Consider the following 25,159-nt stretch of genomic DNA (forward strand, 5'->3'; position numbering starts at 1 on the left):
TGCATATGGAACGAGAAATACAACTAATGCTTGAAACCATACTGTCCAGTCAGTAAGTGTTGATACCATGTTATCCATCTGTCAATTCCCTTCTCTTTCATAAGATTATTTTTCCCATACATCTATTATTTATGTTCGTCTTTTTTCACAATAAAAAAAGCATGATGAACGTCTTCATCACGCTTTAGAGAAATCAATATTAAAGAAGGCTCAGAAGAAAGCCGCCAATCACACCGGTGACTACAACTACCCAAGGAGGCAGCTTCCAATAAGCAAGCATACTGAACAATACGGCCGCAAACGCAAAATCAATCTGATTCAAAATCGCACTTGTCCAAATCGGAAAATAAAAAGCTGAAATTAAAATTCCGACTACCGCTGCATTCACTCCTGCAAGAGCTCCCTTTAGTTTAGGATGATTCCTCCGCAAAGCATCCCAATAAGGCAACGCACCTAAAATAAGCAAAAACGCAGGCAGGAAAATGGCAATGGCGGCTAACGTTCCTCCCTGCCAGCCGCCCATGACCGCACCAAGATAGGCGGCAAATGTAAATAACGGCCCCGGCACAGCTTGTGCTGCACCATAACCTGCTAAAAATGCTTCTTTACTGACCATTCCAGCTGGTACAAATTCCTGTTCCAATAGCGGCAATACAACATGTCCCCCGCCAAAAACCAAGGACCCCGCCCTATAAAAGCTGTCAAACATAGAAAGCCAACGCAGCATAAAGCCGAGAAATGAAACGACACCGCCGAGTAATCCGCCACGCATAACACCAATCCCAATCCCAACTTGGCTGCTCGCCGGTCCAGGAAAGAACTGGCACAAAGCAACCAAATCAGCATAGCTTTTTTCATCCAGCCATTTTCTTTTGCGAATATATTCTTCATAGAAATAACCCAGATGAGCAATGGGACCTCCGAATGATGTAAACCCAAGTCTTGTTGAAACAATTAAGATTTCTATCAGAGTTTTAAAGCTGCTGCCCTTATGTTCGCGCATCTCTTCCTCATCATTTTTAAAAAGTATATTAACAACTTAAGTATAAAAAACTGAAACATGTATACAAGTGCTTGTTTGAAAATGATGCAGAACAAACGGAAAAATGCTGACACTCCTTACCTTTTTTATCATAAAAAAAGACTCAAAATGAGCATGTTTGCAGTCGGGAATAGACTAAAATTCCAGTTTGAAGCTTTCTGCCTGATCTGAAACTTCCACAGGTATCCCCATTATCGTTTTCGGTTTTGAAACGTAAACAAAGCGCATCTCTTCCTCTAATTGCTGAAACGTTTTTTCACTGACTACAATTCTAGCCGGCTTTCCTGGGCTGTTATCAATAGCTGCTTTGATTTTTCCAAGCATAAAAAACCTCCTGTTTTAGATTCTAAACCAGAGATATAACCATAATGAGATTAATGACAGCTAAAACTCCTGAAACATATGCTATACGTTTGCTCTTCCTCCAGAAAAACAATAGCTAATAAAACAAAACTGATGAACGCATCAAATCCTCGCAGAACGATTGGGCTGAACAGGATTTCTGGTTCAAAAATAACCATTGCTACTGCACAAACAATCATGAGTGAAAGGACGAAAATATACACTTTCCACTCTCTCACTGTATTTTCTTTCTCGTACACGCAGCCCCTCCCCCTTTCACAGATTAAACTGGATGACTGATACAAGGTTCATCAACAGACTCAGCATAATTCATACAAGCTATGGACATGATCTTATTAGTTATAATATGATTTAAATGAAAAAACATCATATGTCAAGAGGTAAACGAAATGGATCAAAATCATAAGAATACATTACCCGATATTACGAAAAACATTACCTTGGAGGCACCTATTCAGAAGATCTGGGAGACAGTCTCAACTTCAGAAGGCATCGCCAAGTGGTTTATGCCCAATGACTTTCAGCTGAAAGAAGGACAAGTATTCCACTTACAATCACCGTTTGGACCGTCTCCTTGTAGAGTGTTGACTGTTCAAGTTCCCACTGAACTTTCTTTTGAATGGGATACAGACGGATGGGTCGTTACCTTTCAATTAGAAGACTTGGGAGAAAAGACGAGGTTTACCCTTATTCACAGCGGATGGAAGGAGCCAAATGAAGTGATCGGCAAAGCAAACGAGAAAAGCTCCATCATTCGGGATAAAATGGATGGAGGCTGGACAGGTATTGTGAATGAACGGCTTCGTAAGGCTGTCGAAGAATAAAAAAGAGAGAGTATCTCTCTTTTTTGTTTTCGAAAGTCTAAGTCCATCAATCATAAAACGTAACGGTTTTTGATTTACCAGAGTAATCGGTAACAAAGAACTCCGCCTTGTTATTGCTTCCATCTACAAATTTCCCGATACTGCTAAAGGTATGACATTCTCCGGGCGAAAAATAATTTGACCCTACATAATCATCAGGATTGTCACCGGCATCATCTTCATATAGGTGCAGCGAAACAGAAAAAGGAGTGCTTCCTGAAAGACATACTCTAAAATCTCCTCCGCTCGAATACACTGTCGGACTTGAATAAGTATATGTGTAAGTCCCCAGCTTATCCCACTCCCCAGCTCCAGTGGTTCCCGCTTTTTCTGCTTGTGCCGTTAATGGAAAAACCGCAGCGAACCCTAAAACAGACAGGAATCCAATTACCTTAGTGTATTTCATCATCCAGATCTCTCCTCTATTTCAATCATAGCAAGTCACAGTACTATACGTAGTCATTTCTTTGTGCCTGATATGCCATCCCGTATGGCAGCGATATGATCCCTATAGCCTCAACACAGCATTTGATCCAGCTCACCTCCTCGCATCTTTTTGTTAATGGCATTGGACATTATATTCTGCAGCAGCCGTTTTATGAATATTATCTCAACACGCCTGCTGGCGGTTTTTAAAATGTTCAAAATAAACGTATTTCCATTTAAACCGCCATCTCTTATAATTTGTTTAGAAGGTTGAACTTCAATCAGGAGGAAAAGAACATGGAATTAAGCTTCACAAAAATACTCGTTATTTTATTTGTAGGCTTTTTAGTATTTGGTCCTGATAAACTGCCGGCGCTTGGCCGTGCTGCTGGAAAAGCCTTATCAGAATTTAAACAAGCGACCAGCGGACTGACTCAGGATGTAAGAAAAAGTGATTCAGAAAACAAAGATGACAAACAAATGTAGGATAAATGATTTGGCCGATGAAAAATCGGCCTTTTTATTTTGATTTGTTTCTGTGTCACCTGCCTCTTTTTCTATGAATTTGGACAGCCCTTTTTTCCCTTTATGATTTAAATTGTCCAATCCGCACAATCTATTCGCCATATAATAAAGCGTATTAACAATAAAGGAGGAGTATATATGGGTTATTACAAAAAATATAAAGAAGAGTATTATACGGTCAAAAAAACGTATTATAAGAAGTATTACGAATATGATAAAAAATACTATGACCACCATGATAAAAAATATTACGACTGTGATTATGACAAAAAATATTATGACCATGATAAGAAATATTATGATCACGACAAAAAAGACTATGATTATGTTGTAGAGTATAAGAAGCATAAGAAACATTACTAAACTCCATTAACATCTCCTCGTTTTCCTTTTTCCCCGGCTAAATGCCGGGTTTTTTTGTTTGACCATTGTTCGTATAATCTGAAGCTTCCCGCCTTTTTTTATGTAGACCTTAATGACTGAATCTGAATTTATAATGAATATTTAGTACATAGTTTAATTAGTTTATATAGAAGTATATTTATCCCGCTTCCAAGTATTGCAGTTACAATGAAAATTTTGTAAACTTTTTGAGGGTCATACATAAAGGGAGAGATTGTTTGTCTAAAAATAAAGTATTTTATCTCATTTTACTTTGTCTATTTATATCAATTGTCATGAAAAGCTTTGATGTGATAAGAATGATTGCCAATGTTAGCTGCTTTGTTTTCGTTTTGCTGTACGTTAAAGAGGAAATAAAAACATATACACGTAAAGCGTTAGCGATCCTAAGCATTTGTTTTCTTTTCTTAGTCGGTTTCTGTACTTTTATTATTTTGAAAGGACAAGCAGTTATAAAAGATCACCCCTTCCTTACCGGCTGGGAAACGATAGCGATCGTTCTCTTGATTATCGTTTCTATAAACACTTGTGCTTTTATTTTGAGGAAGGTTTCAAATCGGTTAAAACGATTGAAAACAGATAGATTGTAGGAGCAGTTTCTCTACATAAACAATCCAATATGAAATTTATGAATAAAATGAAATATTTTGTTGATTTATATACATAAATCAAGTTCCAAAATAAGGTATAATGAATGACGAAACCACTATCAAAAGGGGGAATTTTGTTGAAAAAAGTATTGATTGCAGGTGCAGTAGGAACAGCAGTTCTTTTCGGAACACTTTCATCGGGTATACCAGGCTTGCCCGCGGCAGACACTCAAGTCGCAAAAGCGGCCTCCCAGCTGCCTAAGGGGATCGGCGGCCGCGCCTACCTGAACAGTTCTGGCGCAGTTTTCACAGCTAAAATTAAGCTGCCTGACACCGTAAAAAATGATGACTCGGTCTCTACGCCTTACATTTATTCAGGCTTTAGCGCAAAAAGCGGAACTGAGGCGGATATCGGGCTTCAGTACAGCAAACAATACAACGTCTGGAAGCCCCTCATGAAGGTTGGGTCCAAAAATGAAGAAACATACATCGAAGGAAAAGACAAATTCACATACAATAAAGGCTTCCGTCCTGGAAGCACAGTCCAAATGACAATCTATAAAAATTTGAACGGCAATACACGTATGACCCTATGGGGAACGAACAATGACGGTTATACCGGACGGATTATCACGGAAATTCAAGGAACCAACATCGGCACGATCTCAAAATGGAAAACACTTGCTACTGCGGCTGTTTCTTATGAAAGTCAGCGTAATGCCATCAAAGCAACTTTTTCAACAGCTTTTAACAATATTACAATCGACAATAAAGCTGTCACACCTGTCGTAGATACACAAGATTTCGCAAAGGTTGCTGTTTCAGGAAATAACGTTACGATTTCTGTTAATAAATAAAGTAACAAAAGACCGCCGGCATTGCCAGGCGGTTTTCTTATCATTTTCCATCCTCATAAAGAATTCGGTTCGGATTCCAAATCCTATAGAGATTTAACAAAAGCATTTTCCTTTTCTAAGTGTAACTTTATTTGCGGTAGAATATGACGTTTTTGTTTTCAGGATTATAAAAGAGTAACAAACAAAAGTTGAAATTTTGAAATAACTTTGGTATGATTAATTCAATTACTATTGAACTACATAAAATTAAAAGCCCCTCATTTGTGGGGCTTTCAATTATTCTTTTAATAAAATAAGTACCTTGAAGCTTAGGTTGACAATTACACTAACAGAGTTCAATGTTGGGTCATTGCTTGATTATTTTAAAGTGAATTATCGAAATCTTCAGCTCCTTTGTTTATTTATATCATATTTTAATATAGGGTGGAATTTGTATGAAATACGGAAAAACAGGTCTTTTTGGGATTATTTTAGTTATTATTGCTCTTTTGGTATCAATGTATTTTATGTTTAATACAAAAGCGTTGATACCTGCTGGATACGATCTGGCTATTCATGGAATTGTTATTTCAAGAACATTAATGATTGCTTTCACTTTGTATCTAGTTTCAAAATTAGGGTATTTTCTTCTTAATAAAAAAGATTAGCTTCAAAAGCTAATCTTTTTTTATATGAAATTAATAGTTTTTTAGAGCATATTCTCCATACATAGGTTTTTTAACTACGTATTTTTTCTTTGATACACATTTACCGGTAACAATATCTTTAAGACAGTTGTATCCTTCTTCTACATTATACCTAACTCTATATGCCATATAAACTCTTTTATTAGCTCCAACATTTAGAGTATATCCTTTAGAGCTAGCTACAGAGCCTGCAGTTGAGATTCCTAAACCACTAATAGATCCGCTTACAGTTGTTGTAAAAGTAACTGTTTTGTTTGCAGTAATGGATCCCCCTTTACTCCCCGTTGCTATATTATCAGAAACTCTTTTAAAGCTAGACCAGCTTTTATATGTTTTAACATTCATCTTAACATTACGAAAATCGTTCACAAATTGCGCAGTAAACTCCCCGCCTCCTGAGTTACTTGTTAAGCCAGTTGACTCGTTTGCAAATACGGTATGCACTTGTGATTCAATTGAGACAGGCTTGTCTGCCCCTTTTTCAGCAGCTAATACATTGCCATTAGGAAAAGCTAAGATAAATAGAGCTATGGAACTAATGGCTAACTTACAAAAAACTTTTTTCATCGACAACAGTCCTTTCTATGTATTCATTTAGTACCATATAAGTATACAATTTCTAGAAATATATTTAAATGGTTATTTTCGAATATTAAGAATATTTTTAATGGAAATATAGAGAAGCAAGGGTTACAGTATAATACTGTAACCCTTGGTATAATATTATTTGACATGGTGCTTGTTCACCATATTCTGCCGAATTTCAGACCAAGTTCACTTAGAAATGGCATGAACACAATTCCGTGCTAAAAAATATGAAACTGCCCCCTTTAATTATGGTTAAGGGTAGATTCATATCTTCTTTTGGTTGCATTTATTCAAGGACCAAAAATATTGCATTTCAACCCTCAAAGTGCACAAAGTAATCGTATTTTCGATCTTGGTCTTTTAAGGTAAAATATGTATATGTTAATATTAGGTTTACACTTTAGCTATTCAAATGTTTAAGAAATCTAGAAAGGTTGATGAAAATGAACCTTTATTTAGTTGTAGCTCTTGTTATTTCAGTTTTTTTGAATGTGATCTTATGTATCCAGTTAGCAAAATACAAAACCAGTCATTCCACTAATATAAGTTGGAAAGAAAGGATGGGACTCAACAATCCCTTTACAGCTATTGTATGGGCTTTTCTTTGCATTACAATATTCTTGAGCCTTATGGTATTATTTGCAGCAATTAACACCTTATAAATCCAACCGGCCTTTTCATCGTTCATTCAATTTTTTCAGACCAAAGAATCCGTCATTCTCTAGTACGCAAGACCATCTAACGCTTTTCTAACAATCCCTTTGCTTCGATTGCTCTCTAATTTTGTTTTCTTTTTAATGAACAATAAAGAGGCAGCATTAAACTGCTACCTCAAATGAAAGCCTGTCCCCATGTTTATAGTTGATTAACTTGAAATCATCAATGGTAAAGTCATAAAAATCTTTGACTTCAGGATTGATCCATAATTCAGGTGCTTCAAACTGCTCTCTTTCCATTTGGATTTTCAAATTATCTATATGACGTGTGTACACATGGCAATCACCAATGTTAAAGATATATTCACCAAGCTCATAACCAGTCACTTGAGCAATCATGCGCTGCAAAACATTGTACTGAAATACATTGAAGGGATTTCCCAATGCCATATCATTGCTCCGTGCTCTTACCTCTAGGTGGAGTTTTCCTTGCTTAGCATACCATTGCGTCTCGTATACACATGGTGTTAAGGCCATTGAGTCTAATTCATCAGGATTCCAAAGCATTGTAATGTGTCTCCGTGAAGATGGGTTGTTCTTCAATTGATGCAGAAGATAATCAACCTGATCTACCTTTTCTCCATTTAGATTTCTGTTTTTCTTGCCCAGCTGGAATCCATATGCATGTCCGATGCTGCCATCTTCTTGTTTCCATTGATCCCAGATATGTACGCCCATTTTGTTTAATTCTGTAACATCGTTCGATTTCAGCTGCCAAATCCAGAGCAACTCTTTAATCGCTGTTTTCCAGGCAACTTTTTTTGTTGTTAAAATAGGAACTTCTGAGTTGTCGAATCTCATTTGCTTGCTGATGATGCTTAGTGTGTGAGCCGGTGTTCCATCAGAGTCCCACTTTGTTCTTACATTAAATTCTTCGTCTGAGATTCCATTTTTTAAAATATCCTTGATAATTGAATTGTATTGTTTATCAAATTGGGTCATGACTGTTCATATCCTTCTTTCTTTTTCAGTTTCTAGGCATTTCAAGAAATGATTTTACGATACCAATTTTATCGCAAAAACTATGCATGTGCAGATAAAATGAGATTGTGATTCCAATCATTGTGTGCTTAAAGAGGAGTTAGCCCCCTCTTTTACACCTGTATTTCCCTATAACATAGTCTGTCACATAGCTCATAGTTACCGCCAGTTTGAAACATACACCGTTGATAACATCGTTGAGGATTATAAGAGATGATTTGATATTGAGGCATATGAAAATTAAAATAGTAAGGTGTCTGTGTGTACCAAATTGGATATTGTCTAAACATATTAATTCCTCCACTCGCTCCCCTTGGCTTAATGCATTGTATTTACCTCAATATCAATTGTCATTTGTCCATGTGAAATTGGGCTTTGTTTAAAACAAATCCCTCTAATTTCATTCATTTGATCATTGCACTTTCTTTTATTGTATTTAGTAACAGATCATTCCCTCTTTAAATCGTTTTGACTGGTTTTACTGATTGTTGAGCTTCCAAAGCAGCATCAGAAATAATATCATAGAGCTCCTGACTTTTAACCAAGCAAATATTCTTCATCATTTTCTGAAAGTCCCTCTTCTTCTCCATACACTTTCATCTAATTTATTGTAATTGAATCCATTCTCCTGCTCTTATTTTAATAAGTAATTTATCCATTTTGTTTTCAGAAAGTTTTTAAACAGCCTCTTTTTACAATTATTATTTCATTTGACTATACCATATCATTGAAACTTCATATATTAATTTCGATTAGAATAAAAGGAGGGCTTTAATTGGGTTATTACAAAAAGTATAAAGAAGAATATTACACTTGGAAAAAAACGTATTACAAAAAGTATTATGATCATGATAAGAAGCATTATGATTGTGACAAAAAATATTATGATCATGATAAAAAACATTATGATTGTGACAAAAAGTATTATGATCATGATAAAAAGTATTATGATGATCACGATTATCATTATGAAAAAAAGTTTTATGATGACGATGATCATTACTATGATTTTGTCAAATCATATAAAAAACATCACTAAATCACTTAAACATCTATTTATTCCCCCGGTGACATACCGGGGCTTTTTTATTTTTGTTTTCAGAAAGTATTTTAAACAGCCTCTTTTTACAATTATTATTTTATTATTTCATTTGACTATACCATATCATTGAAACTTCATATATTAATTTCGATTAGAATAAAAGGAGGGCTTTAATTGGGTTATTACAAAAAGTATAAAGAAGAGTATTACACTTGGAAAAAAACGTATTACAAAAAGTATTATGATCATGATAAGAAGCATTATGATTGTGACAAAAAATATTACGATCATGATAAAAAACATTATGATTGCGACAAAAAGTATTATGACCATGATAAAAAACATGATCATGATAAAAAGTATTATGATGATCACGATTATCATTATGAAAAAAAGTATTATGATGACGATGATCATTACTATGATTTTGTCGAATCATATAAAAAACATCACTAAATCACTTAAACATCTATTTATTCCCCCGGTGACATACCGGGGCTTTTTTATTTATGAAAACAGTCATTAACTTGGCTTTAAATTAGTTTCATTTGTAGTTTTTATTTGCCCTGTCCTACTTTTTTATTCTAGATAAAAGTATTCTTTTATTGAAATCTGAATCTTCCCTTTTCCCTATTTATGTTAAAATGAGTCAAAAAGGAAATTGTGGTGATTTATGCTCGACTCACTCAGCTTTTCTCTTGCCATACTTAATGGTTCTTTATTTTTGCTTTATATTTTATAGACTCATAAGACGAGTCCTTTACAAAAAAAGCCGGCTACCCATACATAAACATATCGTTATCTTTTGTTTATTGGTTTACTTTTTCAACTTGATTAGTGTTACATTATTCCCTATGCCAATAGATGCTGATTTAATTAAGGATATGAAATACGACTCTTATATCCCATTCGTATCAGGAAATAACTTTATCCCGTTTTACTTTTTTGTAGATGTTTATCATGAAGGACTGCAATATTATGTAATTAGATCAATTGGAGGAAACCTAATATTATTACTGCCAGTTGGCTTGCTGTTTCCTCTTTTATTTAAGAAATTAAATAACGTAAAAAGAATTTTGCTAACTGGATTTTTCATATCTTTGTTTATTGAACTAGCACAGCTTTCGATTTCAGTGTATATAAGATCTGTTTACAGAAGTTTTGACGTAGATGATTTAATTCTTAACACCTTAGGAACTGTGATAGGGTATTGGCTCTTTTTCATTTTAAGCATGTTTTATAAAAGAGTAACTTATCGCTTTAAAAGTAATACCTAATAAACATTGAGTAATTTTTTGATCTATCCATAAGGTAATATGCACCTTGGCTGTAACCTCCATAAGGTCAATTACACAACATGAAGGCAGCCAAGGTTTTATTATTTACTTCGTTCCCGTAGAACCGTGCCCGCCTCTATCTTCATTCCCTAAACGCTCAACTTCAATTAATTCAAGTGCCGGCATTTTTTTCATAATCCTAAATTGACAGATACGGTCTCCCTTTTTAATTTCTGTATCACGTAATGCGTAAGCAGGAAAGAACCAAAAATCGTTGTCTCCCTTGTATGACTCATCAATTACCCCCATTGAGTTTGTTTGAATAACGCCAAAATTCTTATATGTACTTGAACGGGGAACGACATGTGCTTCGTAACCCTCAGGCAACTCCATTGCTACACCTAATGGGACAAGTTTAAATTCATCTTTTTTCATTGTTACACCTTCGGCAGCCCGAAGATCAATCCAATCTCCTTGCTCAATTTTGCTGATTCTTGTTTGTGTTTCATCTAGATATTTGATTTTAATTTGCATTGTCATATGTATTACTCCCTTTAATTATAGAATTATTATATGGTAAGGCCTGTTCTTGTGTCATTGTCATCAGTTATAAGTTGAACCTCTTCAGAATCGTTCTTTAGAGCATTAATGAAAAGCTTTTCAATGACATTTCTGTCTTTACAGTATATCGAAACATAGCTGCTATCTGCCAACAATAGGACAAGTTCGCAATCACTGTCAACAAACTCTTCGTATGTCTGGACTAGATTAACCGCTTGTCCAAATGGATATGCTTGCAATTCAACGAAAATGGTATAGTACTGATTGGTTTTTAAGTGATTCGCAAAGACTGCCCCTTCAACAACTGAGTTGTCTTTGAAGAATTCCTGATCATCTAGCTCCCATCTGTTACAAAATAAGTTTCTCCCCTCATTTTCCACATATAATGAGTGATTTCAAACGGTTGCAGTATTCTCCATAGGACATTTCCATATTCATTCGGTATTTGAAAACTAACTCCCCTTTTCATATAAACCCCTCTCTAAAATCATACTCAACTGTTAGGTTAGCGTAACAAGAATCGACTGCCATTTGATACCGCTCTTCTTTCTTATAACTCACTTACTTTACAAATTTTAATTAGTTTTTCTAATTTAATCAGCCTCATTATTTTATCACTTCCCTATCAAAAATGATTATTGAAAGGTTTTGCTGTTCTCCGCCCATTCAAGCACTACGTTTAACTTCTCTGAAAGCTACTGTCACAAGAGTCAGGCAAAGTTTTTAGACCGGCCGACTCCATTTATTTTTTATTTATACAACACAAGAAAGACAGCCAAAATAATCTGACTGTCTTTTACAAAACGATTGGTTGTATAATTTGCTTTGCTATATACTTGCGTAGTGGGAGTACTCTTTCAGTTCAATGATTTTATTATAAATAATTACACCTCAATAACTGACTTTTCAGGGGTATCTTTAACGTGTCGAGAACGAAAATGCTCTTCTAGTTCTTCAAGTGTACGCCCCTTTGTTTCCGGCATGCATTTGTACACAAAACCGATTGCCAATACACCCAAAGCGACGAATATAAAGAATGTAAAAGACAAACCTGCAGAGCTAAGCAAAATCGGAAAAGCAAAACCGATCATAAAGTTTAATATCCACAGAAAAAAAACACTTATTCCAGAACCAAGCCCTCTTAATCTTTGAGGGAATATTTCCGCAATGACCAGCCAAGTCACAGGGCCTACGCACCCTTGCATAAAGGCAAGAAATAAAACGGTCAAGGAAAGTACAACATAAGGGAGTGCTTCAGATCCATCAAGCACTATTGAGAATATTGCAATGAATAAAAGTGCTGTAGTCGTTCCCGCCAAACCAATCAATAATATTGGGCGCCGGCTCACTTTTCCGACCAGCCAAATCCCAAATATAACTGCTATGACTGATATCAGCCCATTCCCAATATTAGCGATTAAAGCCGCTTTTGTACCAAAACCAGATTCTTTAAGGATTTGAGTGCCATAATACATAATCGAGTTAACACCTGTAATTTGATTCACTATGGCAACACCGATTCCAATCAGTAAAAGACGGCGCAGCCATGGTGTAGAAAAGTCCTTGAGTGATGCCTTCTCTAGTTCTGTATCTTTTTCTACCGCTGCTTGAATTTCTCTAAATTCAGCTTCTGCACGCTTATCTTCTCGAATTTCTTTAAGAACACGCAGCGCCTCACTTTTTTTCCCTTTGGAGGTTAGCCATCTCGGGCTTTCTGGCACCTTGAGCATACTGGCAAATAACATGATAGCCGGAACGGCACAAAGGGCAAGCATGTATCTCCAAACATGTCCGGTATTTGCCATTGTAACGCCAAGGATCGCATTAAAAACATATGCTAAAAATTGCCCGCCGACAATCATTAGCTCATTTTGGGTTACCATACGTCCTCTCTTCTCATGCGGTGCCATTTCTGCCAAAAAGGCCGGAACCATCGCTGAAGCTCCACCAACAGCCAGCCCGAGCAAAAAACGAAAGATCGCCATGATTGAAACATTAGGGGCTAATGCTGTTCCGAGAGATGCCAGGAAGAATAAAAAAGAAAGATGAAGGATCATTTTCCGGCGGCCATAGCGATCAGCTAATCTGCCGCATAACAACGCTCCAAACGCCGCACCTAATAAAAGAATACTTGTCACAAGCCCTTCTGTAACCGGTGTTAAATGAAGCTGATCTGCTCTCGCCATAAAAGGTAAAGCTCCATTTATAACTCCGGTGTCATATCCAAAGAGAAGCCCTCCAAATGTTGCTGAAATCATAATTAATTTCAATCTGCGATTTTGATGTTCATTCATATCCATTTCCCCTGCCTTTATTAAGAATACTTAATAATTTCCTTTCGGTATGGCTATTGAAACAAGGATATAGAATTTTAACTAAAAGTAAGATCGTTTGAAAATCATGTCTATCTTAGATTTCCGACTCTGCATTTGTAATCGCTTTCAATTTTCACCAAAAAAACACACAAACCCTTAATTGTTATGTTGTAGTGATGTTTTTGTCACTTTATTGTCATTTCTGATATTATCATAATTCCAAAAGGGTTTTAAGTCAATAAAATTTTCAGAATTATTTGTTTTTATCTTTTCGAGGATATGTTTTGGTTATTTTATTGGCAAGTTCATATTTTACCGTTTGTAAATTCATTGTATGAAGCTCCCATGAAGTTATGGTTATATCCATTCACAAAAAATGTCCATATCGTTATAATGATGAAGTTAACCGATTAAAAGAAAAGCATACAAGAACTTACTTGCTAAAGAAGGAATCAAAATGAAGAAAGTTTTAATGAGTATTATCACATTGGTTTTAAGCATGAATTTGGCAGCCTGTGAATCAAATCACGCAGAAAAAAGCCATTCAAAAACGAATGAAAAAGAACAGGTCTCTCAAGGTACTCCATCTAATGTTGATAAACAGCAAGAACAAAAGGCTGGCACATCATATTCAAAAAAACATAAGAAATTAGCGGATGTTACATTAGATAGAGCAGTGGATGGAGATACGATTAAGGTTATTTACAATGGAAAGAAAGACACAGTTCGCTACTTGCTCGTTGATACACCTGAGACGAAGAAACCGAATTCTTGTGTTCAGCCGTACGGTGAAGATGCGTCAAAACGAAATAAAGAATTGGTCAACAGCGGTGAGCTGCAGCTGGAGTTCGATAAAGGCGATCGAAGAGATAAGTATGGAAGACTGTTAGCTTACGTTTATGTTGACGGCAAATCTGTTCAAGAGACATTATTGAAAGAAGGGTTGGCCAGAGTAGCATATGTATATGAGCCAAACACCAAATACATAGACCAATTCAGACTAGATGAGCAAGAGGCAAAATCAGAAAAACGTTCAATCTGGAGCAGGAATGGATATGTGACTAATAGAGGATTTAATGGCTGTGTGAAATAGAAAGACCCTGCGGTTGAATAAGCAACAACAAAGCAGAATGCAACTTTTAAAGAATTGAGTGAAACTTCTAATGCAAATGAAAATAAAACCTCTTATGCTGCAGCGTCAACTGGAGGAACAGAAGCGTTTGCAAATTGAATTAGAAAAAAAGCTCTGGCTTGTCTAGTTTCCATTCTGCTTACCAAGCTAAAACAGACAGAGATCATGACAACTATGCCTGTTAAATTTTCTGCTGTGTAAGTAATGCCAGAGATCTGTATATTCCTAATAGTTAGAGTTAATCCTGCTTTTTAAACATGAATCTTGTTGACTAACGTAAAAACAGCTATTTAGATAATAAAAAAGCACCCTTCACGTTAAGGTGAGGGGATATTTTTGTATGAAACTTACTTTCGGTTTTATCGTAAATCAAGAATTCGGACTGAAACACGAATCAAAACTTAAAAGGATTAATTTCTTTTTCCTCCAATAGTCAGTACATTAGTCGTTACATTAGCACTGCCATTACTTTGATATCCCTCTACCGTAAGCGCGGTTTCATACATCTTACCCATTGGCATTCCTAAGCTTTCCCACTTCTTGAAGTGTTCGCTGACAGATACAGTTCCGCTCGTTCGTTTTGTCTGGCGGACACTCCAATACTGTTTAAAGGTTGCGATACCTATAATAGAAGGCTGGTTAATTCGAATCGTTTCATAAATGTCATATGTGCCTCCATCAACAGTAAAACTACCCTTCGGCGTTCCGGTCGGTCTATAGGTGCCCCAATTATCGACGATGTAATATTCAACGAGCGGGTCCTTCGTCCATCCATACACACACAGATAGGAATTTCCGCCTGGATTGAAGGTTGCGTTATAATGAATTGATATGTTTCCAAGTTGTGAGTGAGTCTTGGTAGAGTCGAATTTCTTGCCTGTTCGAAATAACGCATTCCCGATGTTATTCCACTGGGCACTAAACGCGCCGCCGCTATTGAGCGTCATACTGGTGTTCCCGTGATCCTTCCACAGTTCATAATCATAGCCATCGTGGGAGCCGGTTTGATTTGAGGTGATTGTAGTTGCCGCCTGTGCGGACCATGCAGGTAATGTCAGCGCTAGACTAAATAAAACTGCTAACAAAAACTTCATTCTTTTTTGTTTCATTTGGTATGCCTCCAGTTTGATTAGATTGTATTTAGGTACCGTAATGTTTTGTTTACTCACCACCTTTCACAAGGCAGTTATATTATTGTTCCTGCTAACCTAATAAAAAGTTTCGTTTATCATGTAATAGCTTTATGTTTTTGATGGGAAATAGAATGGAGCAACTGATTTTTTGATGCCGCTTTTAATTTGGTTACCAGATATATAAACCCAATGATGCATCTGTAGTGAGTCATCAAAGGGCTTTGATGATGATTAGCCGTTAATTGTTCTTACGTCATTTATCATTAGTTTTTTCGAAAGCTCTTTAAAGCTGTATTTAGATCCTTTGTGTGAGTGTAAATTTTTTTATACAAATCGAATAGTGTTTTGTATTTTTGAACATTTTGTTCATTTGGATAAAATGCAGCAGCCTCACGAATGAACTTCTCTGCACATTCTTCAAGGGATTCAAACCACCCACTTCCAAAGGCAGCTAGCATCGCAGCCCCCAAGGCTGGACCTTGTTCATTTTCTAACTTGATCACCCTCGCATTGAAAATATCAGCTTGCATTTGCAGCCACGTTTCATTTTTAGCTCCCCCGCCAATAGAAACAACAGTATGAACTGATTTCCCTACTTCGCGGAATAACTCAATTGATTCATGTAAAGAGAATGTGATCCCTTCCATTATCGCCCTCAAAAAGTGCTCTCTTTTGTGGGCTCCATCCATTCCGATCAAGCTTCCCCGAATAGAAGAATCAGCATGCGGCGTTCTTTCACCAACCAAATAAGGAGTGAATAGCAGTCCGTTTGATCCTATCGGAATAGATTCTATCCCCTGCAATAATTGCTCAAACGATTCGTTTGGTGCAAACGTTTTTTTAAACCAGTCTAAGCTGTATCCTGCAGCGAGCGTGACTCCCATCGTATAAAAAGAATCCTCTTTTCCATGATTAAAAAAGTGCACTTTCCCTTTAAAGTCTCTTTCTTTGCCTTCTTCGTAAGAAAGTATGACCCCGGACGTCCCAATACTGCATAATGTTTTTCCAGAAGAAAGAATACCGGCCCCAATAGCACCGCAAGCATTATCTGCTCCCCCAGCGTACACTTTTGTTTTTTCTAACAACCCGGTCTTCGCCGCAACGTTCGGAAGCAGCGATCCTACACAATCATGAGATTCAATCAGCGGAGGACAAATACCTGTAGAAATACCAAATTGATTGCAAATCTCATCGCTCCACTCCTTGCGGGTCATATGTAAAAGTAAAGTGCCTGCTGCATCGGAGTATTCGGTGTGAATGACACCAGTCATACGGAATCTCACATAGTCTTTCGGAAGCAAAAAAACAGCAATTTTTTTAAAAAGTTCAGGTTCATGTTCCTTCACCCATAACATTTTAGGTAATGTAAACCCTTCTAGAACACGGTTTTTTGTGATGTCAAGCAGATGATCGCCAAATGTCTCGGTCATCCTGATACATTGAAGCGTCGTTCTGGTATCATTCCAAAGGATTGCATGGCGTAACACCTGCCGATCTTTGTCAAGCAGTACTAATCCATGCATTTGTCCCGAATAGCTTATCCCGTCAATATCCTTGGCTTGAACGTTGGATTTAGAAACCAATTCAGCCAATGCATTAATTGTTTGCTGCACCCAGTCTTCAGGATTTTGCTCACTATATCCCGCCTTCTCTTGAATGAGCGGATAACTTTTGGACGTTTCTGCACAAACCTTGCCGTTTTGATTGACTAAAATGGTTTTAACAGCACTTGTTCCAATATCTATTCCAATGACATACTTCATTTTTTCACTCCTTAACCTTTAAAAAACCATTCACTCTAAATAAATCCCAATTGTAGAAATTACCCGTCATAACAATAAGCAAAAGTAAAGGCATCATGACGGGTAGATCGTTGACTTGGTATCTATAGCAGGATCTGGAGCTTATCCTGTTATACTTCTAAAATGTATTGGTTCAATATCGCTTTTAATCGCTCCTGTCTTCCAGACTCGTTTTTCATTGATTTATTGTTGAGCGCATATTGCTCAAGCATCTTGAAATTGGCTCTTCCTTCTGCAATTTCGAGACCAATCCCTTCAGTAAAGCTGCGATAACGATGTTTAATCACATCTTCAAACACACGATCTTCGACCAATTTGTGGGCGACTTTCAATCCTCTTGCAAATGCATCCATCCCTGCAATATGGGAATATATTAGATCATCAGGCTCAAAAGAAGATCTTCTGACCTTCGCGTCAAAGTTTAATCCGCCGCTTCCAAGGCCGCCATTTTGCAGGATTTCGTACATTGCTAATGTCGCAGAATATAAATCTGTCGGAAATTCATCGGTGTCCCAGCCTAAAAGAGGATCACCCTGGTTCGCGTCAACAGAGCCAAGAAGTCCATGTACTCTTGCCATGCGTAATTCATGCTCGAATGTATGCCCGGCTAATGTGGCATGATTGGCTTCGAGATTTAATTTAAAATGATGATCTAAGCCATATTGCTTCAAAAAGGCAATGGTTGTTGCGGCATCTGTATCATATTGATGCGTGGTCGGCTCTTTTGGTTTTGGTTCTATCAAAAACTGCCCTGTATACCCGATTTCTTTCGCATAATCCACTGCCATATGCATGAATCTGGCCAAATTATCAAGTTCAAATTTCAAATCGGTATTTAACAATGTTTCGTACCCTTCACGGCCGCCCCAAAATACATAATTCTCGGCGCCAAGCTCTTTTGCTGTTTCTAATCCTTTTTTCACTTGTGCTGCAGCATACGCAAACACATCTGCATTGCAAGAAGTCGCGGCACCATGGACGAAACGAGGGTTCGTAAACATGTTTGCAGTATTCCATAATAGCTTAACATTGCTAGTTCTCATGTAATCTTTCATCAGGCTCACGATAATATCTAAATTTTGGTTTGTCTCTTTTAGCGTACTACCTTCTGGTGCAATATCCCGGTCATGAAAAGCAAAAAATGGTGCATCCAGTTTTTCAAACATCTCAAATGCTGCTTCTACTCTCGCTTTCGCTAAATCCATGCCTTTATACTGATCCCAAGGTCTTTGCATCGTAGCTGCTCCAAAAACGTCTGTGCCATCAGCGGTAAATGTATGCCAATAAGCAATAGAAAATCGCAGATGCTCTTTCATTGTTTTTCCGCCGATTACTTCTTGAGAATTATAATATTTAAATGCTAAAGGATTAGTGGAATTTTTCCCTTCGTAAACCACTTTGTTTACGCTTCCAAAAAAGTTAACTGAACTAGAATGAGAGTGAGCCATGTTATGTCCCCCTTAAAAATAAATTCAAAACATGATAATTCAAATTCAGGCACATTTATAAGTAAGTCGTATATTAGTTTGTTGTCCGAACAAACTAACTTATTTTCATCTTATATAACCCCATCAGTATTTTCAATATTTTTTTAGTTTTTTATGAACACATTCGATATAATAAAGGTAAGATTCGCTATGTAGTATGTGTCAAATTGAACACACAAAAATTTCAACTTAATTTAAAGGTTATACAAATGGAGTGGATGAAGTGGATATCGCAGATCAAACCTTTGTCAAAAAAGTAAATCAAAAGTTACTATTAAAAGAAATACTTAAGAACTCACCCATTTCAAGAGCGAAATTATCTGAAAAGACTGGATTAAATAAATCAACTGTTTCATCACAGGTAAACACATTAATGAAAGAAAATCTTGTATTTGAAATAGGTCAGGGACAATCAAGTGGCGGAAGAAGACCTGTCATGCTTGTTTTTAATAAAAAGGCGGGATACTCTGTGGGAGTAGATGTAGGTGTGGATTATATTAATGGCATTTTAACAGACCTTGAAGGGTCAATTGTGCTTGATCAACACCACCATTTGGAATGCAATTCTCCAGAAATAACGAAAGACATTTTAATTGACATGATTCATCACTTTATTACGCATATGCCAGAATCTCCGTACGGTCTTATTGGTATAGGGATATGCGTGCCTGGGCTAATTGATGAAAATCAAAAAATTGTTTTCACTCCGAACTCCAACTGGAGAAATATTGACTTAAAACCTTTCATACAAGAGAAGTTCAATGTGCCTGTTTTTATTGAAAATGAGGCAAATGCCGGCGCATATGGAGAAAAAGTATTCGGTGCTGCAAAAAATCACGATAACATTATTTATGCAAGTATCAATACAGGGATAGGGATCGGTATTATTATCAACAATCATTTATATAGAGGAGTAAGCGGATTCTCTGGAGAAATGGGACATATGACAATAGACTTTAATGGCCCTAAATGCAGTTGCGGAAACCGAGGCTGCTGGGAATTGTATGCTTCAGAGAAGGCTTTATTAACATCTCTTCAGACGAAAGAGAAAAAAGTATCCACTCAAGATATCATAGAACTCGCCCATCTGAATGATATTGGAACTTTAAATGCGTTACAGAATTTTGGATTCTATTTAGGAATAGGCCTTACCAATATTCTAAATACATTCAATCCACAAGCCATTATTTTAAGAAACAGCATAATTGAATCGCATCCTATGGTTTTAAATTCAATTAAAAGTGAAGTGTCAGCCAGGGTTTATTCCCAATTAGGCAGCAGCTATGAATTATTACCATCTTTCTTAGGAAAAAACGCACCAGCGTTAGGGATGTCCTCCATTGTTATTGACCATTTTCTGGATATGGCTACAATGTAATTTATAATTAAAAATGCACAAATCTTTATGTTTTACGCTCATCTTTAATGCTGAATAGGAGTACAGGGCGTCTTCTACTATGAAAAAGGAGTTCTAAAATAGAAGTCTCCTTTTTCATATGCACATTATTTTTCTTTATAACGAAAATATCTAAAGTCGGCCGGAATATGATTACCGCTGGTATCTTGGCATTGCATCCCTACAAAGGCTCCTGTGAAGAATCCTCCTCCACGGATGTAATCATCTGATAATTTTTTCGTTTCTAATAAAATGTCAATTTTTTGCCAATCTTCTTTGTGAAAAGAATAGAAATAAGTATAGTTTTCTCTTTCAATATTTACTTTTAAATATACATACTTAACCTCCCGAGGAATAACAATTTTATTTTTTAATGGCTGTGAAAAAGAAAAGTTATCACATATTGTTAATTCAAGAATACGGCCAAGTTCTTCATCATGTGTGATTTGAAGAGCCGTCCAGTTCTCTGTATTGTAATAGTTCACCAATCCAGCGGCTTGTTGAAAATTTTCCGGATAAAATGCAACAGCGGTTTCCGCTTCAAAATGGAGACTTTGCCAACGTCTGGCTACAAATGCCTGAGTAAATGTCGAGGTTAATGATTCATGGCCGTATAATCGTAAATGATTTGGCACTTGAGTCAATGAACCTAATTCATTTGTAAACGGAATCCTTAAAGTTTGAAAGTTAATATTTAATTTTGAGTCCTCGAATTCATCAACTTCCGGGTACGTTGCTTCAAACGCTGTTTCGGGTATAGAAGGCGCTTCTACATCCAAGCTCCCTTCTTTTCCGCCTGCTACATAAGGCCATTCATCTTTCCAATAAAGTTTTTGAATAGCTGTTTCTCTCCCCAAAGGACAATATCCTCTCTGCTGAAAAATTGAATCATCGTCCGGATGAATAGGACGTCCCGTTAAATGAGCTAAATACCACTCACCTGTATGTGTTTGAACAATGGATGCATGCCCGCATTTTTGCAGCGGATTTTCTGGATCATGCCATGACGTTAAGATTGGATTATCGGGATGAACTTCATATGGACCCTCAATATTTGCAGAACGGGCAATTGTAGCAGCGTGTTCGAACCGTGTTCCTCCTTCTGCGGTTAATAAATAATAATAGTTCCCGATATGATAAAGGTGCGGAGCTTCAGTCAGCTTTCTATCCGTTCCTTTAAATATAACTTTCGGTTTACCAATTAATTTTTGCTCCTTATCAGAATATTCCTGTATGACAATTCCTCCGAATGAGTGCCGATCAACACGCTGATCCCATAACATATTTAATAAATATTTTTTTCCATCTGTATCATGGAATAAAGAGGCATCAAACCCCGAGCTATTTAATGTAATCGGCTCCCCCCAGTCGCCATGAATCGTCTCACAAGTCACTAAATAATTGTGACAATCTTTCCACGCCCCGTCTACTACCTTAACATCCGTATAGACCAGCCAAAACTTTCCGTCGCTATAACTTAAACATGGCGCCCAAACCCCGCCTGAATTAGGGTTTCCTTTCATGTCTAATTGTGAAACTCTCTGTAATGGATGTGCAACTAAGTGCCAATTTACTAAATCCTTTGAATGGTGTATCTGGACTCCTGGAAACCACTCAAATGTAGATACAGCGATATAATAGTCCTCTCCTACCCTGCAAATACTTGGATCGGGATTGAATCCTTTAAGCACTGGATTGATAATCTTCATTTGGAACTCCCCCTCAGCTATTTTCTTTTGACTCATCATTTTTCAAGCCTTGAAATCATCAATATGATCCAAATAAACTTTGTCTCTATTCTCTAATTCTCGAACCATGTTTTTATATTTTTTCTCATCTAAGTTATAGAAATTAATATCGATCATGGCTAAAACAAGCAAAATCGCGGGAATAACGGTTGCTGTAATTAAAATTCCCGTTAATGCCTCGGGAGTTTGTGCCTGATTTGCCATATATCCAAATTTATCTAGAACCAGCCCTGGTACAATCCCTCCCAAGGCCATGCCAAACTTAAAGAAAAATCCAATAACAGCATATATGAGCCCGCCCATTCTTTTCCCAGTCCTATATTCTCCATATTCTATTGTTTCAGGGATGAGCGCCCACATATATCCCCCGGCAGTGAGACTTCCAGCAGCAGCAATTAATCGAAAGAAGAGAATGAGGTATATATGACTTGAAGGAACAAACAGCAAAGCTAAGAGGCCGATAATATTCAGTAATAACGCATAGTTAAGTAATTTCTTCTTCCCCAATAATTGATGAAGCCTTGGAATAAACGGTAAAATAACCAAAGCAGGCAAACTTCCTATCAATCCGTACCACTTCACTAAATCCTCTCTTCCTAAGTTATACGTCACGTAATAGATGCCAACCGAATTGCTGATTGAATTCACACCAAAAATAATAATAAAGAAAATGCTCAATACAACAAGCGGACGATTAACACGAAACTGCTCAAATATATCCGATAATTTAATTTTCTCTTCAGACTTTTGAAGAGCGACACGCTCTTTTGTACTTTTAAAACAAAAGATTAACAGGCATCCGCCTATTATTCCCAAAATACCCATGGTTAGCTGCCAGCCAAGAGATTCATTGCCGGAAGTATCGCTTAAATAAGCAGCCAGTAAAGGAACAAAAAATGCAACGACAAGTCCCCCAAGATTCGCAAATAACATACGAACAGATGTTATACTAACCACTTCTTGATTATTTCTAGTCATGGCAGAAGTTAACGCGCCATACGGAACGTTTATCGCTGTGTATGTAAGCGACAAGCCAACATAGGTCATATAGGCATATATTAATTTCCCCATATCCGAAAAACCTGGGGTTGTAAAACAAAGTATTGCCAGTACTGCAAATGGAAACGCTCCGAATAAAAGATACGGTCTAAAGCGTCCAAATCTGCTATTCGTTCTGTCTACTATTGTTCCAATAAAAGGATCGGCGAGAGCGTCAATTATTCTAACCACTAAGAACATCGTACCGGCTGTTGACGCCGATAAACCAAATACATCTGTATAGAAGAACAAAAGATAAGTAGACACCGTTGCATAAATTAAATTACACGCAAAATCTCCAGACGCATATCCAACTTTTTCAACCATGCTAATCTTCTTTACATTTTCACTGAGCATGATTTCTCCCCTTTTCGATCCTTTAATAAGGAACAGTATGAAATGGTATAATAATTTATGGGCAGTAAACGTTTTATAAAGCGCTTTCAAAAGAGCACAAAAAAATTATAGTGATCTACTTTTCCAGAGCATTTTCATCATCTAAATGGTGATCAGCAAGCAGGAAATTCATCTTTTTTCTATACCCGGCAAAGGATAAAAACCTCATTCTTTCGTTCTTTATATTGTTTAGCTCCATTAAATCGATCCTCTTATCCCCCTTCCATCCATATATAGCAAGAACCATATCTTATGGACAATTAAAGTTCGGCTCATTAGTTTGTTGATCAAACAAACTAACTTGAGTTAATATTATAAAATACTGTCGGCTTTTTCAACGTTTTTTTCAGAAAATTTAACCTGATCTGAGATAAATATTGGTTTTATCTTCTTTTTGTATATTCAGTTTTCAACTATTTAAGAAATGTCGCGTATCAATTAATGACGCTGGGTCCTTTTTTGATACAGTTCGCTACTTACTGTAAACACTCCAAAAGCTAAAAAACAGATCTCCTATGTAACCATGTGACGAAAATGCTTCTAAACGAAATAAAGAATTGGTTAAAAGCGGTAAGCTTCAATTAGAGTTTGATACAGGTGATTGCAGAGATCAGTATGGAAGGCTGTTAGCTTAGGTATGTTGATGGCAAGTCTGTTCATGAAACACTTTTGAAAGACGGATTGGCCAGAGTAGCTTATATGCCTGCAACTTTAAAAATTGAGTAATACTTCTACCGCAGCGTTAACTAGAAAAACAGAAACGTTTGCAAATTGCTTTGAGTGAAACCCGAATGGAGTACCTAGTTCCCACCCTGCTTACCAACCTTAAATGGACAGAGATCATGACAACTTTGCCTGTGAAAGATAATTGAAAGCTTGCGGCTTTCTTTTATTCTTTAAACCAAAAAGACACTCAGTAAGATTTTCGGGGATAGCCTCTTTAAACAACCATCTAGATTTTACACTGAAAAAGCTTTTGAATAATGAACGACACCTTTTACATTTTCGAGAGAATCCTTTGATAACTCTAAAGCCATAAATACTTCGTCAGGCACCTCAAATGGGGCTTTGATATTCCATAAACTAGCTGGCTTAAAACCAAACTTTGGATAATAATCTTTATGCCCTAAAACAATGGCTGAACGATAACTAAGCTCTTTTGCTTTTTTTAAAGCAACATGAATTAATTGACTCCCGATTCCTTTTCTCTGATACTCAGGCGCAACAGAAACCGGAGCAAGCGCTAAGGAATCAACAGAATTATCACCATCCACGATTTTTATTTTAGATAAAAGAATATGCCCGACGATCTCTTTTCCATTTAAAGCAACTAATGAAAGCTCAGGAATAAATGCATCTGATTTTCTAATCCTATTTACAAGGAAATGCTCTTTTTTGTTGCTATATTTTTCATTTAAAAAAGCTCTTTTAACAATGTCTTCAGTCGTATTATATTCATGAGTGAGTTCTTGTCTAATGAAAAATTCCATTTTTTAGTCTCCTGTTCTTTTTGTTAGTTTACTTTATTCTATAATAGGCACTTCCCTAATGAATAGTTATATCACATTATTTGACCTCTGGATTACCCCTGTCAAATCTGATAATAAACTCTTCCGATCAACCCAGCTGAAGTTTATTATCACATGAAACAAACCCATGTATCAATGCACTATGCTGAAGCAGCTAAACATTTATAAAGACCAAAAAACTTACTCCGTTCGCCGCATACAATGTGCATTTGTTGCAGTTCCGCTTCTTCAAAGAGCCTTAAACGATTCGAAGTCCATAAACAA

The 25,159-nt window shown here is 36.7% G+C and carries 24 protein-coding genes and 3 pseudogenes; 12 read left to right on the forward strand and 15 right to left on the reverse strand.

Going from position 1 to position 25,159, the window contains the following annotated elements:
- Positions 1 to 199: 199 nt before the first annotated feature.
- The 3 genes and pseudogenes from KHQ79_RS09245 to KHQ79_RS09255 form a co-directional block, all read right to left on the reverse strand.
- On the reverse strand, positions 200 to 1,003 hold the full coding sequence (locus tag KHQ79_RS09245; protein WP_225514929.1) for a chromate transporter: 804 nt from the start codon (positions 1,001 to 1,003) through the stop codon (positions 200 to 202).
- A gap of 174 nt (positions 1,004 to 1,177) precedes the next feature.
- Positions 1,178 to 1,366 carry a hypothetical protein gene (locus tag KHQ79_RS09250; protein ID WP_084992289.1) on the reverse strand — a complete coding sequence of 63 codons (189 nt, stop codon included), beginning with the start codon at positions 1,364 to 1,366 and terminating at the stop codon, positions 1,178 to 1,180.
- A 22-nt stretch (positions 1,367 to 1,388) separates the two neighbouring features.
- Positions 1,389 to 1,644: pseudogene (locus KHQ79_RS09255) on the reverse strand (hypothetical protein).
- A gap of 150 nt (positions 1,645 to 1,794) precedes the next feature.
- Here KHQ79_RS09255 and KHQ79_RS09260 point away from each other — a divergent pair.
- A complete protein-coding gene (locus KHQ79_RS09260; RefSeq protein ID WP_225514933.1) occupies positions 1,795 to 2,229 on the forward strand; it encodes an SRPBCC family protein in 435 nt (144 codons plus the stop codon).
- 46 nt (positions 2,230 to 2,275) lie between these two features.
- On the opposite strand, the gene KHQ79_RS09265 is transcribed toward KHQ79_RS09260, so the two are convergent.
- The gene (locus KHQ79_RS09265; protein ID WP_029316835.1) at positions 2,276 to 2,674 is read right to left on the reverse strand and encodes a hypothetical protein; all 399 of its coding nucleotides are present in this window, start codon (positions 2,672 to 2,674) and stop codon (positions 2,276 to 2,278) included.
- A 317-nt stretch (positions 2,675 to 2,991) separates the two neighbouring features.
- Between KHQ79_RS09265 and tatAC the strand changes: the two genes are divergently transcribed.
- The 5 genes from tatAC (at position 2,992) to KHQ79_RS09295 (ending at position 5,715) form a co-directional block, all read left to right on the forward strand.
- Positions 2,992 to 3,180, forward strand: a complete 189-nt coding sequence (tatAC, locus tag KHQ79_RS09275; protein WP_003238227.1) for a twin-arginine translocase TatAC — start codon at positions 2,992 to 2,994, stop codon at positions 3,178 to 3,180.
- Positions 3,181 to 3,357: 177 nt separating this feature from the next.
- Positions 3,358 to 3,582, forward strand: coding sequence for a hypothetical protein (locus tag KHQ79_RS09280; protein ID WP_003238229.1), 225 nt, complete (start codon positions 3,358 to 3,360; stop codon positions 3,580 to 3,582).
- Positions 3,583 to 3,839: 257 nt separating this feature from the next.
- The gene (locus KHQ79_RS09285) at positions 3,840 to 4,211 is read left to right on the forward strand and encodes a YoqO family protein (RefSeq protein ID WP_003238230.1); all 372 of its coding nucleotides are present in this window, start codon (positions 3,840 to 3,842) and stop codon (positions 4,209 to 4,211) included.
- Positions 4,212 to 4,345: 134 nt separating this feature from the next.
- Positions 4,346 to 5,068, forward strand: coding sequence for a YrpD family protein (locus KHQ79_RS09290; RefSeq protein ID WP_003238232.1), 723 nt, complete (start codon positions 4,346 to 4,348; stop codon positions 5,066 to 5,068).
- A 434-nt stretch (positions 5,069 to 5,502) separates the two neighbouring features.
- The gene (locus tag KHQ79_RS09295; protein WP_003238233.1) at positions 5,503 to 5,715 is read left to right on the forward strand and encodes a hypothetical protein; all 213 of its coding nucleotides are present in this window, start codon (positions 5,503 to 5,505) and stop codon (positions 5,713 to 5,715) included.
- Between the two features lie 30 nt (positions 5,716 to 5,745).
- Here KHQ79_RS09295 and KHQ79_RS09300 read toward each other — a convergent pair whose 3' ends face one another.
- Positions 5,746 to 6,321 (reverse strand): hypothetical protein, encoded by a 576-nt coding sequence (locus KHQ79_RS09300; protein WP_032732005.1) that lies wholly within the window; start codon positions 6,319 to 6,321, stop codon positions 5,746 to 5,748.
- Positions 6,322 to 7,160: 839 nt separating this feature from the next.
- The gene (locus KHQ79_RS09305) at positions 7,161 to 8,000 is read right to left on the reverse strand and encodes a thymidylate synthase (RefSeq protein WP_225514935.1); all 840 of its coding nucleotides are present in this window, start codon (positions 7,998 to 8,000) and stop codon (positions 7,161 to 7,163) included.
- 814 nt (positions 8,001 to 8,814) lie between these two features.
- Here KHQ79_RS09305 and cotU (KHQ79_RS09310) point away from each other — a divergent pair.
- The 3 genes from cotU (KHQ79_RS09310) (at position 8,815) to KHQ79_RS09320 (ending at position 10,358) form a co-directional block, all read left to right on the forward strand.
- Complete coding sequence (gene cotU, locus KHQ79_RS09310; RefSeq protein WP_225514937.1) at positions 8,815 to 9,078, forward strand: spore coat protein CotU; 264 nt, start codon at positions 8,815 to 8,817, stop codon at positions 9,076 to 9,078.
- Between the two features lie 177 nt (positions 9,079 to 9,255).
- Positions 9,256 to 9,537 (forward strand): spore coat protein CotU, encoded by a 282-nt coding sequence (gene cotU, locus KHQ79_RS09315; RefSeq protein ID WP_060398691.1) that lies wholly within the window; start codon positions 9,256 to 9,258, stop codon positions 9,535 to 9,537.
- A 398-nt stretch (positions 9,538 to 9,935) separates the two neighbouring features.
- Complete coding sequence (locus KHQ79_RS09320) at positions 9,936 to 10,358, forward strand: VanZ family protein (RefSeq protein WP_250648263.1); 423 nt, start codon at positions 9,936 to 9,938, stop codon at positions 10,356 to 10,358.
- 105 nt (positions 10,359 to 10,463) lie between these two features.
- Here KHQ79_RS09320 and dutA read toward each other — a convergent pair whose 3' ends face one another.
- From dutA to KHQ79_RS09335, 3 genes and pseudogenes are all read right to left on the reverse strand, one after another.
- A complete protein-coding gene (dutA, locus tag KHQ79_RS09325; RefSeq protein WP_225514939.1) occupies positions 10,464 to 10,898 on the reverse strand; it encodes a dUTP diphosphatase in 435 nt (144 codons plus the stop codon).
- A gap of 29 nt (positions 10,899 to 10,927) precedes the next feature.
- Positions 10,928 to 11,388 (reverse strand): annotated as a pseudogene (locus KHQ79_RS22325) (DUF2691 family protein).
- 415 nt (positions 11,389 to 11,803) lie between these two features.
- Positions 11,804 to 13,219 (reverse strand): sugar porter family MFS transporter, encoded by a 1,416-nt coding sequence (locus KHQ79_RS09335; RefSeq protein ID WP_225514941.1) that lies wholly within the window; start codon positions 13,217 to 13,219, stop codon positions 11,804 to 11,806.
- A 472-nt stretch (positions 13,220 to 13,691) separates the two neighbouring features.
- Here KHQ79_RS09335 and KHQ79_RS09340 point away from each other — a divergent pair, with 472 nt between their 5' ends.
- Complete coding sequence (locus tag KHQ79_RS09340; RefSeq protein WP_225514942.1) at positions 13,692 to 14,327, forward strand: thermonuclease family protein; 636 nt, start codon at positions 13,692 to 13,694, stop codon at positions 14,325 to 14,327.
- 449 nt (positions 14,328 to 14,776) lie between these two features.
- Here the strand turns inward: KHQ79_RS09340 and KHQ79_RS09345 are convergent, their stop codons facing one another.
- The 3 genes from KHQ79_RS09345 to xylA all read right to left on the reverse strand — a co-directional run bounded on the left by KHQ79_RS09345 (position 14,777) and on the right by xylA (position 18,749).
- The gene (locus tag KHQ79_RS09345) at positions 14,777 to 15,475 is read right to left on the reverse strand and encodes a glycoside hydrolase family 11 protein (RefSeq protein ID WP_225514944.1); all 699 of its coding nucleotides are present in this window, start codon (positions 15,473 to 15,475) and stop codon (positions 14,777 to 14,779) included.
- Between the two features lie 287 nt (positions 15,476 to 15,762).
- On the reverse strand, positions 15,763 to 17,262 hold the full coding sequence (gene xylB, locus KHQ79_RS09350) for a xylulokinase (RefSeq protein WP_225514946.1): 1,500 nt from the start codon (positions 17,260 to 17,262) through the stop codon (positions 15,763 to 15,765).
- Positions 17,263 to 17,411: 149 nt separating this feature from the next.
- Entirely contained in the window at positions 17,412 to 18,749 is a 1,338-nt protein-coding gene (xylA, locus tag KHQ79_RS09355; RefSeq protein WP_003238266.1) for a xylose isomerase, read from the reverse strand.
- Between the two features lie 262 nt (positions 18,750 to 19,011).
- On the opposite strand from xylA, the gene xylR reads away from it, so the two are divergent.
- Positions 19,012 to 20,166, forward strand: a complete 1,155-nt coding sequence (gene xylR, locus KHQ79_RS09360; RefSeq protein ID WP_225514948.1) for a transcriptional repressor XylR — start codon at positions 19,012 to 19,014, stop codon at positions 20,164 to 20,166.
- A gap of 125 nt (positions 20,167 to 20,291) precedes the next feature.
- On the opposite strand, the gene xynB is transcribed toward xylR, so the two are convergent.
- Together xynB and KHQ79_RS09370 are read right to left on the reverse strand one after the other, a co-directional pair.
- Positions 20,292 to 21,893: a xylan 1,4-beta-xylosidase gene (gene xynB, locus KHQ79_RS09365; protein WP_225514950.1), complete on the reverse strand. Its 1,602-nt coding sequence runs from the start codon at positions 21,891 to 21,893 to the stop codon at positions 20,292 to 20,294.
- 42 nt (positions 21,894 to 21,935) lie between these two features.
- A complete protein-coding gene (locus KHQ79_RS09370; protein ID WP_225514951.1) occupies positions 21,936 to 23,327 on the reverse strand; it encodes an MFS transporter in 1,392 nt (463 codons plus the stop codon).
- 500 nt (positions 23,328 to 23,827) lie between these two features.
- Between KHQ79_RS09370 and KHQ79_RS09375 the strand changes: the two are divergent.
- Positions 23,828 to 24,068: pseudogene (locus KHQ79_RS09375) on the forward strand (thermonuclease family protein); the annotation flags it as partial.
- 257 nt (positions 24,069 to 24,325) lie between these two features.
- Here the strand turns inward: KHQ79_RS09375 and KHQ79_RS09380 are convergent.
- Positions 24,326 to 24,856, reverse strand: a complete 531-nt coding sequence (locus KHQ79_RS09380) for a GNAT family N-acetyltransferase (protein WP_225514953.1) — start codon at positions 24,854 to 24,856, stop codon at positions 24,326 to 24,328.
- Positions 24,857 to 25,159 lie beyond the last annotated feature (303 nt).

The sequence above is a fragment of the Bacillus sp. TSO22 genome (genome assembly GCF_020223595.1).
Classification (GTDB): domain Bacteria; phylum Bacillota; class Bacilli; order Bacillales; family Bacillaceae; genus Bacillus; species Bacillus inaquosorum.

Coding starts and splice junctions, on each gene's coding strand:
- KHQ79_RS09245 (WP_225514929.1), bottom strand. CDS start 1,003: ATGCGCGAACATAAGGGCAGCAGCTTTAAAACTCTGATAGAAATCTTA.
- KHQ79_RS09250 (WP_084992289.1), bottom strand. CDS start 1,366: ATGCTTGGAAAAATCAAAGCAGCTATTGATAACAGCCCAGGAAAGCCG.
- KHQ79_RS09260 (WP_225514933.1), top strand. CDS start 1,795: ATGGATCAAAATCATAAGAATACATTACCCGATATTACGAAAAACATT.
- KHQ79_RS09265 (WP_029316835.1), bottom strand. CDS start 2,674: ATGAAATACACTAAGGTAATTGGATTCCTGTCTGTTTTAGGGTTCGCT.
- tatAC (WP_003238227.1), top strand. CDS start 2,992: ATGGAATTAAGCTTCACAAAAATACTCGTTATTTTATTTGTAGGCTTT.
- KHQ79_RS09280 (WP_003238229.1), top strand. CDS start 3,358: ATGGGTTATTACAAAAAATATAAAGAAGAGTATTATACGGTCAAAAAA.
- KHQ79_RS09295 (WP_003238233.1), top strand. CDS start 5,503: ATGAAATACGGAAAAACAGGTCTTTTTGGGATTATTTTAGTTATTATT.
- KHQ79_RS09300 (WP_032732005.1), bottom strand. CDS start 6,321: ATGAAAAAAGTTTTTTGTAAGTTAGCCATTAGTTCCATAGCTCTATTT.
- KHQ79_RS09305 (WP_225514935.1), bottom strand. CDS start 8,000: ATGACCCAATTTGATAAACAATACAATTCAATTATCAAGGATATTTTA.
- KHQ79_RS09320 (WP_250648263.1), top strand. CDS start 9,936: ATGCCAATAGATGCTGATTTAATTAAGGATATGAAATACGACTCTTAT.
- dutA (WP_225514939.1), bottom strand. CDS start 10,898: ATGACAATGCAAATTAAAATCAAATATCTAGATGAAACACAAACAAGA.
- KHQ79_RS09335 (WP_225514941.1), bottom strand. CDS start 13,219: ATGGATATGAATGAACATCAAAATCGCAGATTGAAATTAATTATGATT.
- KHQ79_RS09340 (WP_225514942.1), top strand. CDS start 13,692: ATGAAGAAAGTTTTAATGAGTATTATCACATTGGTTTTAAGCATGAAT.
- KHQ79_RS09345 (WP_225514944.1), bottom strand. CDS start 15,475: ATGAAACAAAAAAGAATGAAGTTTTTGTTAGCAGTTTTATTTAGTCTA.
- xylB (WP_225514946.1), bottom strand. CDS start 17,262: ATGAAGTATGTCATTGGAATAGATATTGGAACAAGTGCTGTTAAAACC.
- xylA (WP_003238266.1), bottom strand. CDS start 18,749: ATGGCTCACTCTCATTCTAGTTCAGTTAACTTTTTTGGAAGCGTAAAC.
- xynB (WP_225514950.1), bottom strand. CDS start 21,893: ATGAAGATTATCAATCCAGTGCTTAAAGGATTCAATCCCGATCCAAGT.
- KHQ79_RS09370 (WP_225514951.1), bottom strand. CDS start 23,327: ATGCTCAGTGAAAATGTAAAGAAGATTAGCATGGTTGAAAAAGTTGGA.
- KHQ79_RS09380 (WP_225514953.1), bottom strand. CDS start 24,856: ATGGAATTTTTCATTAGACAAGAACTCACTCATGAATATAATACGACT.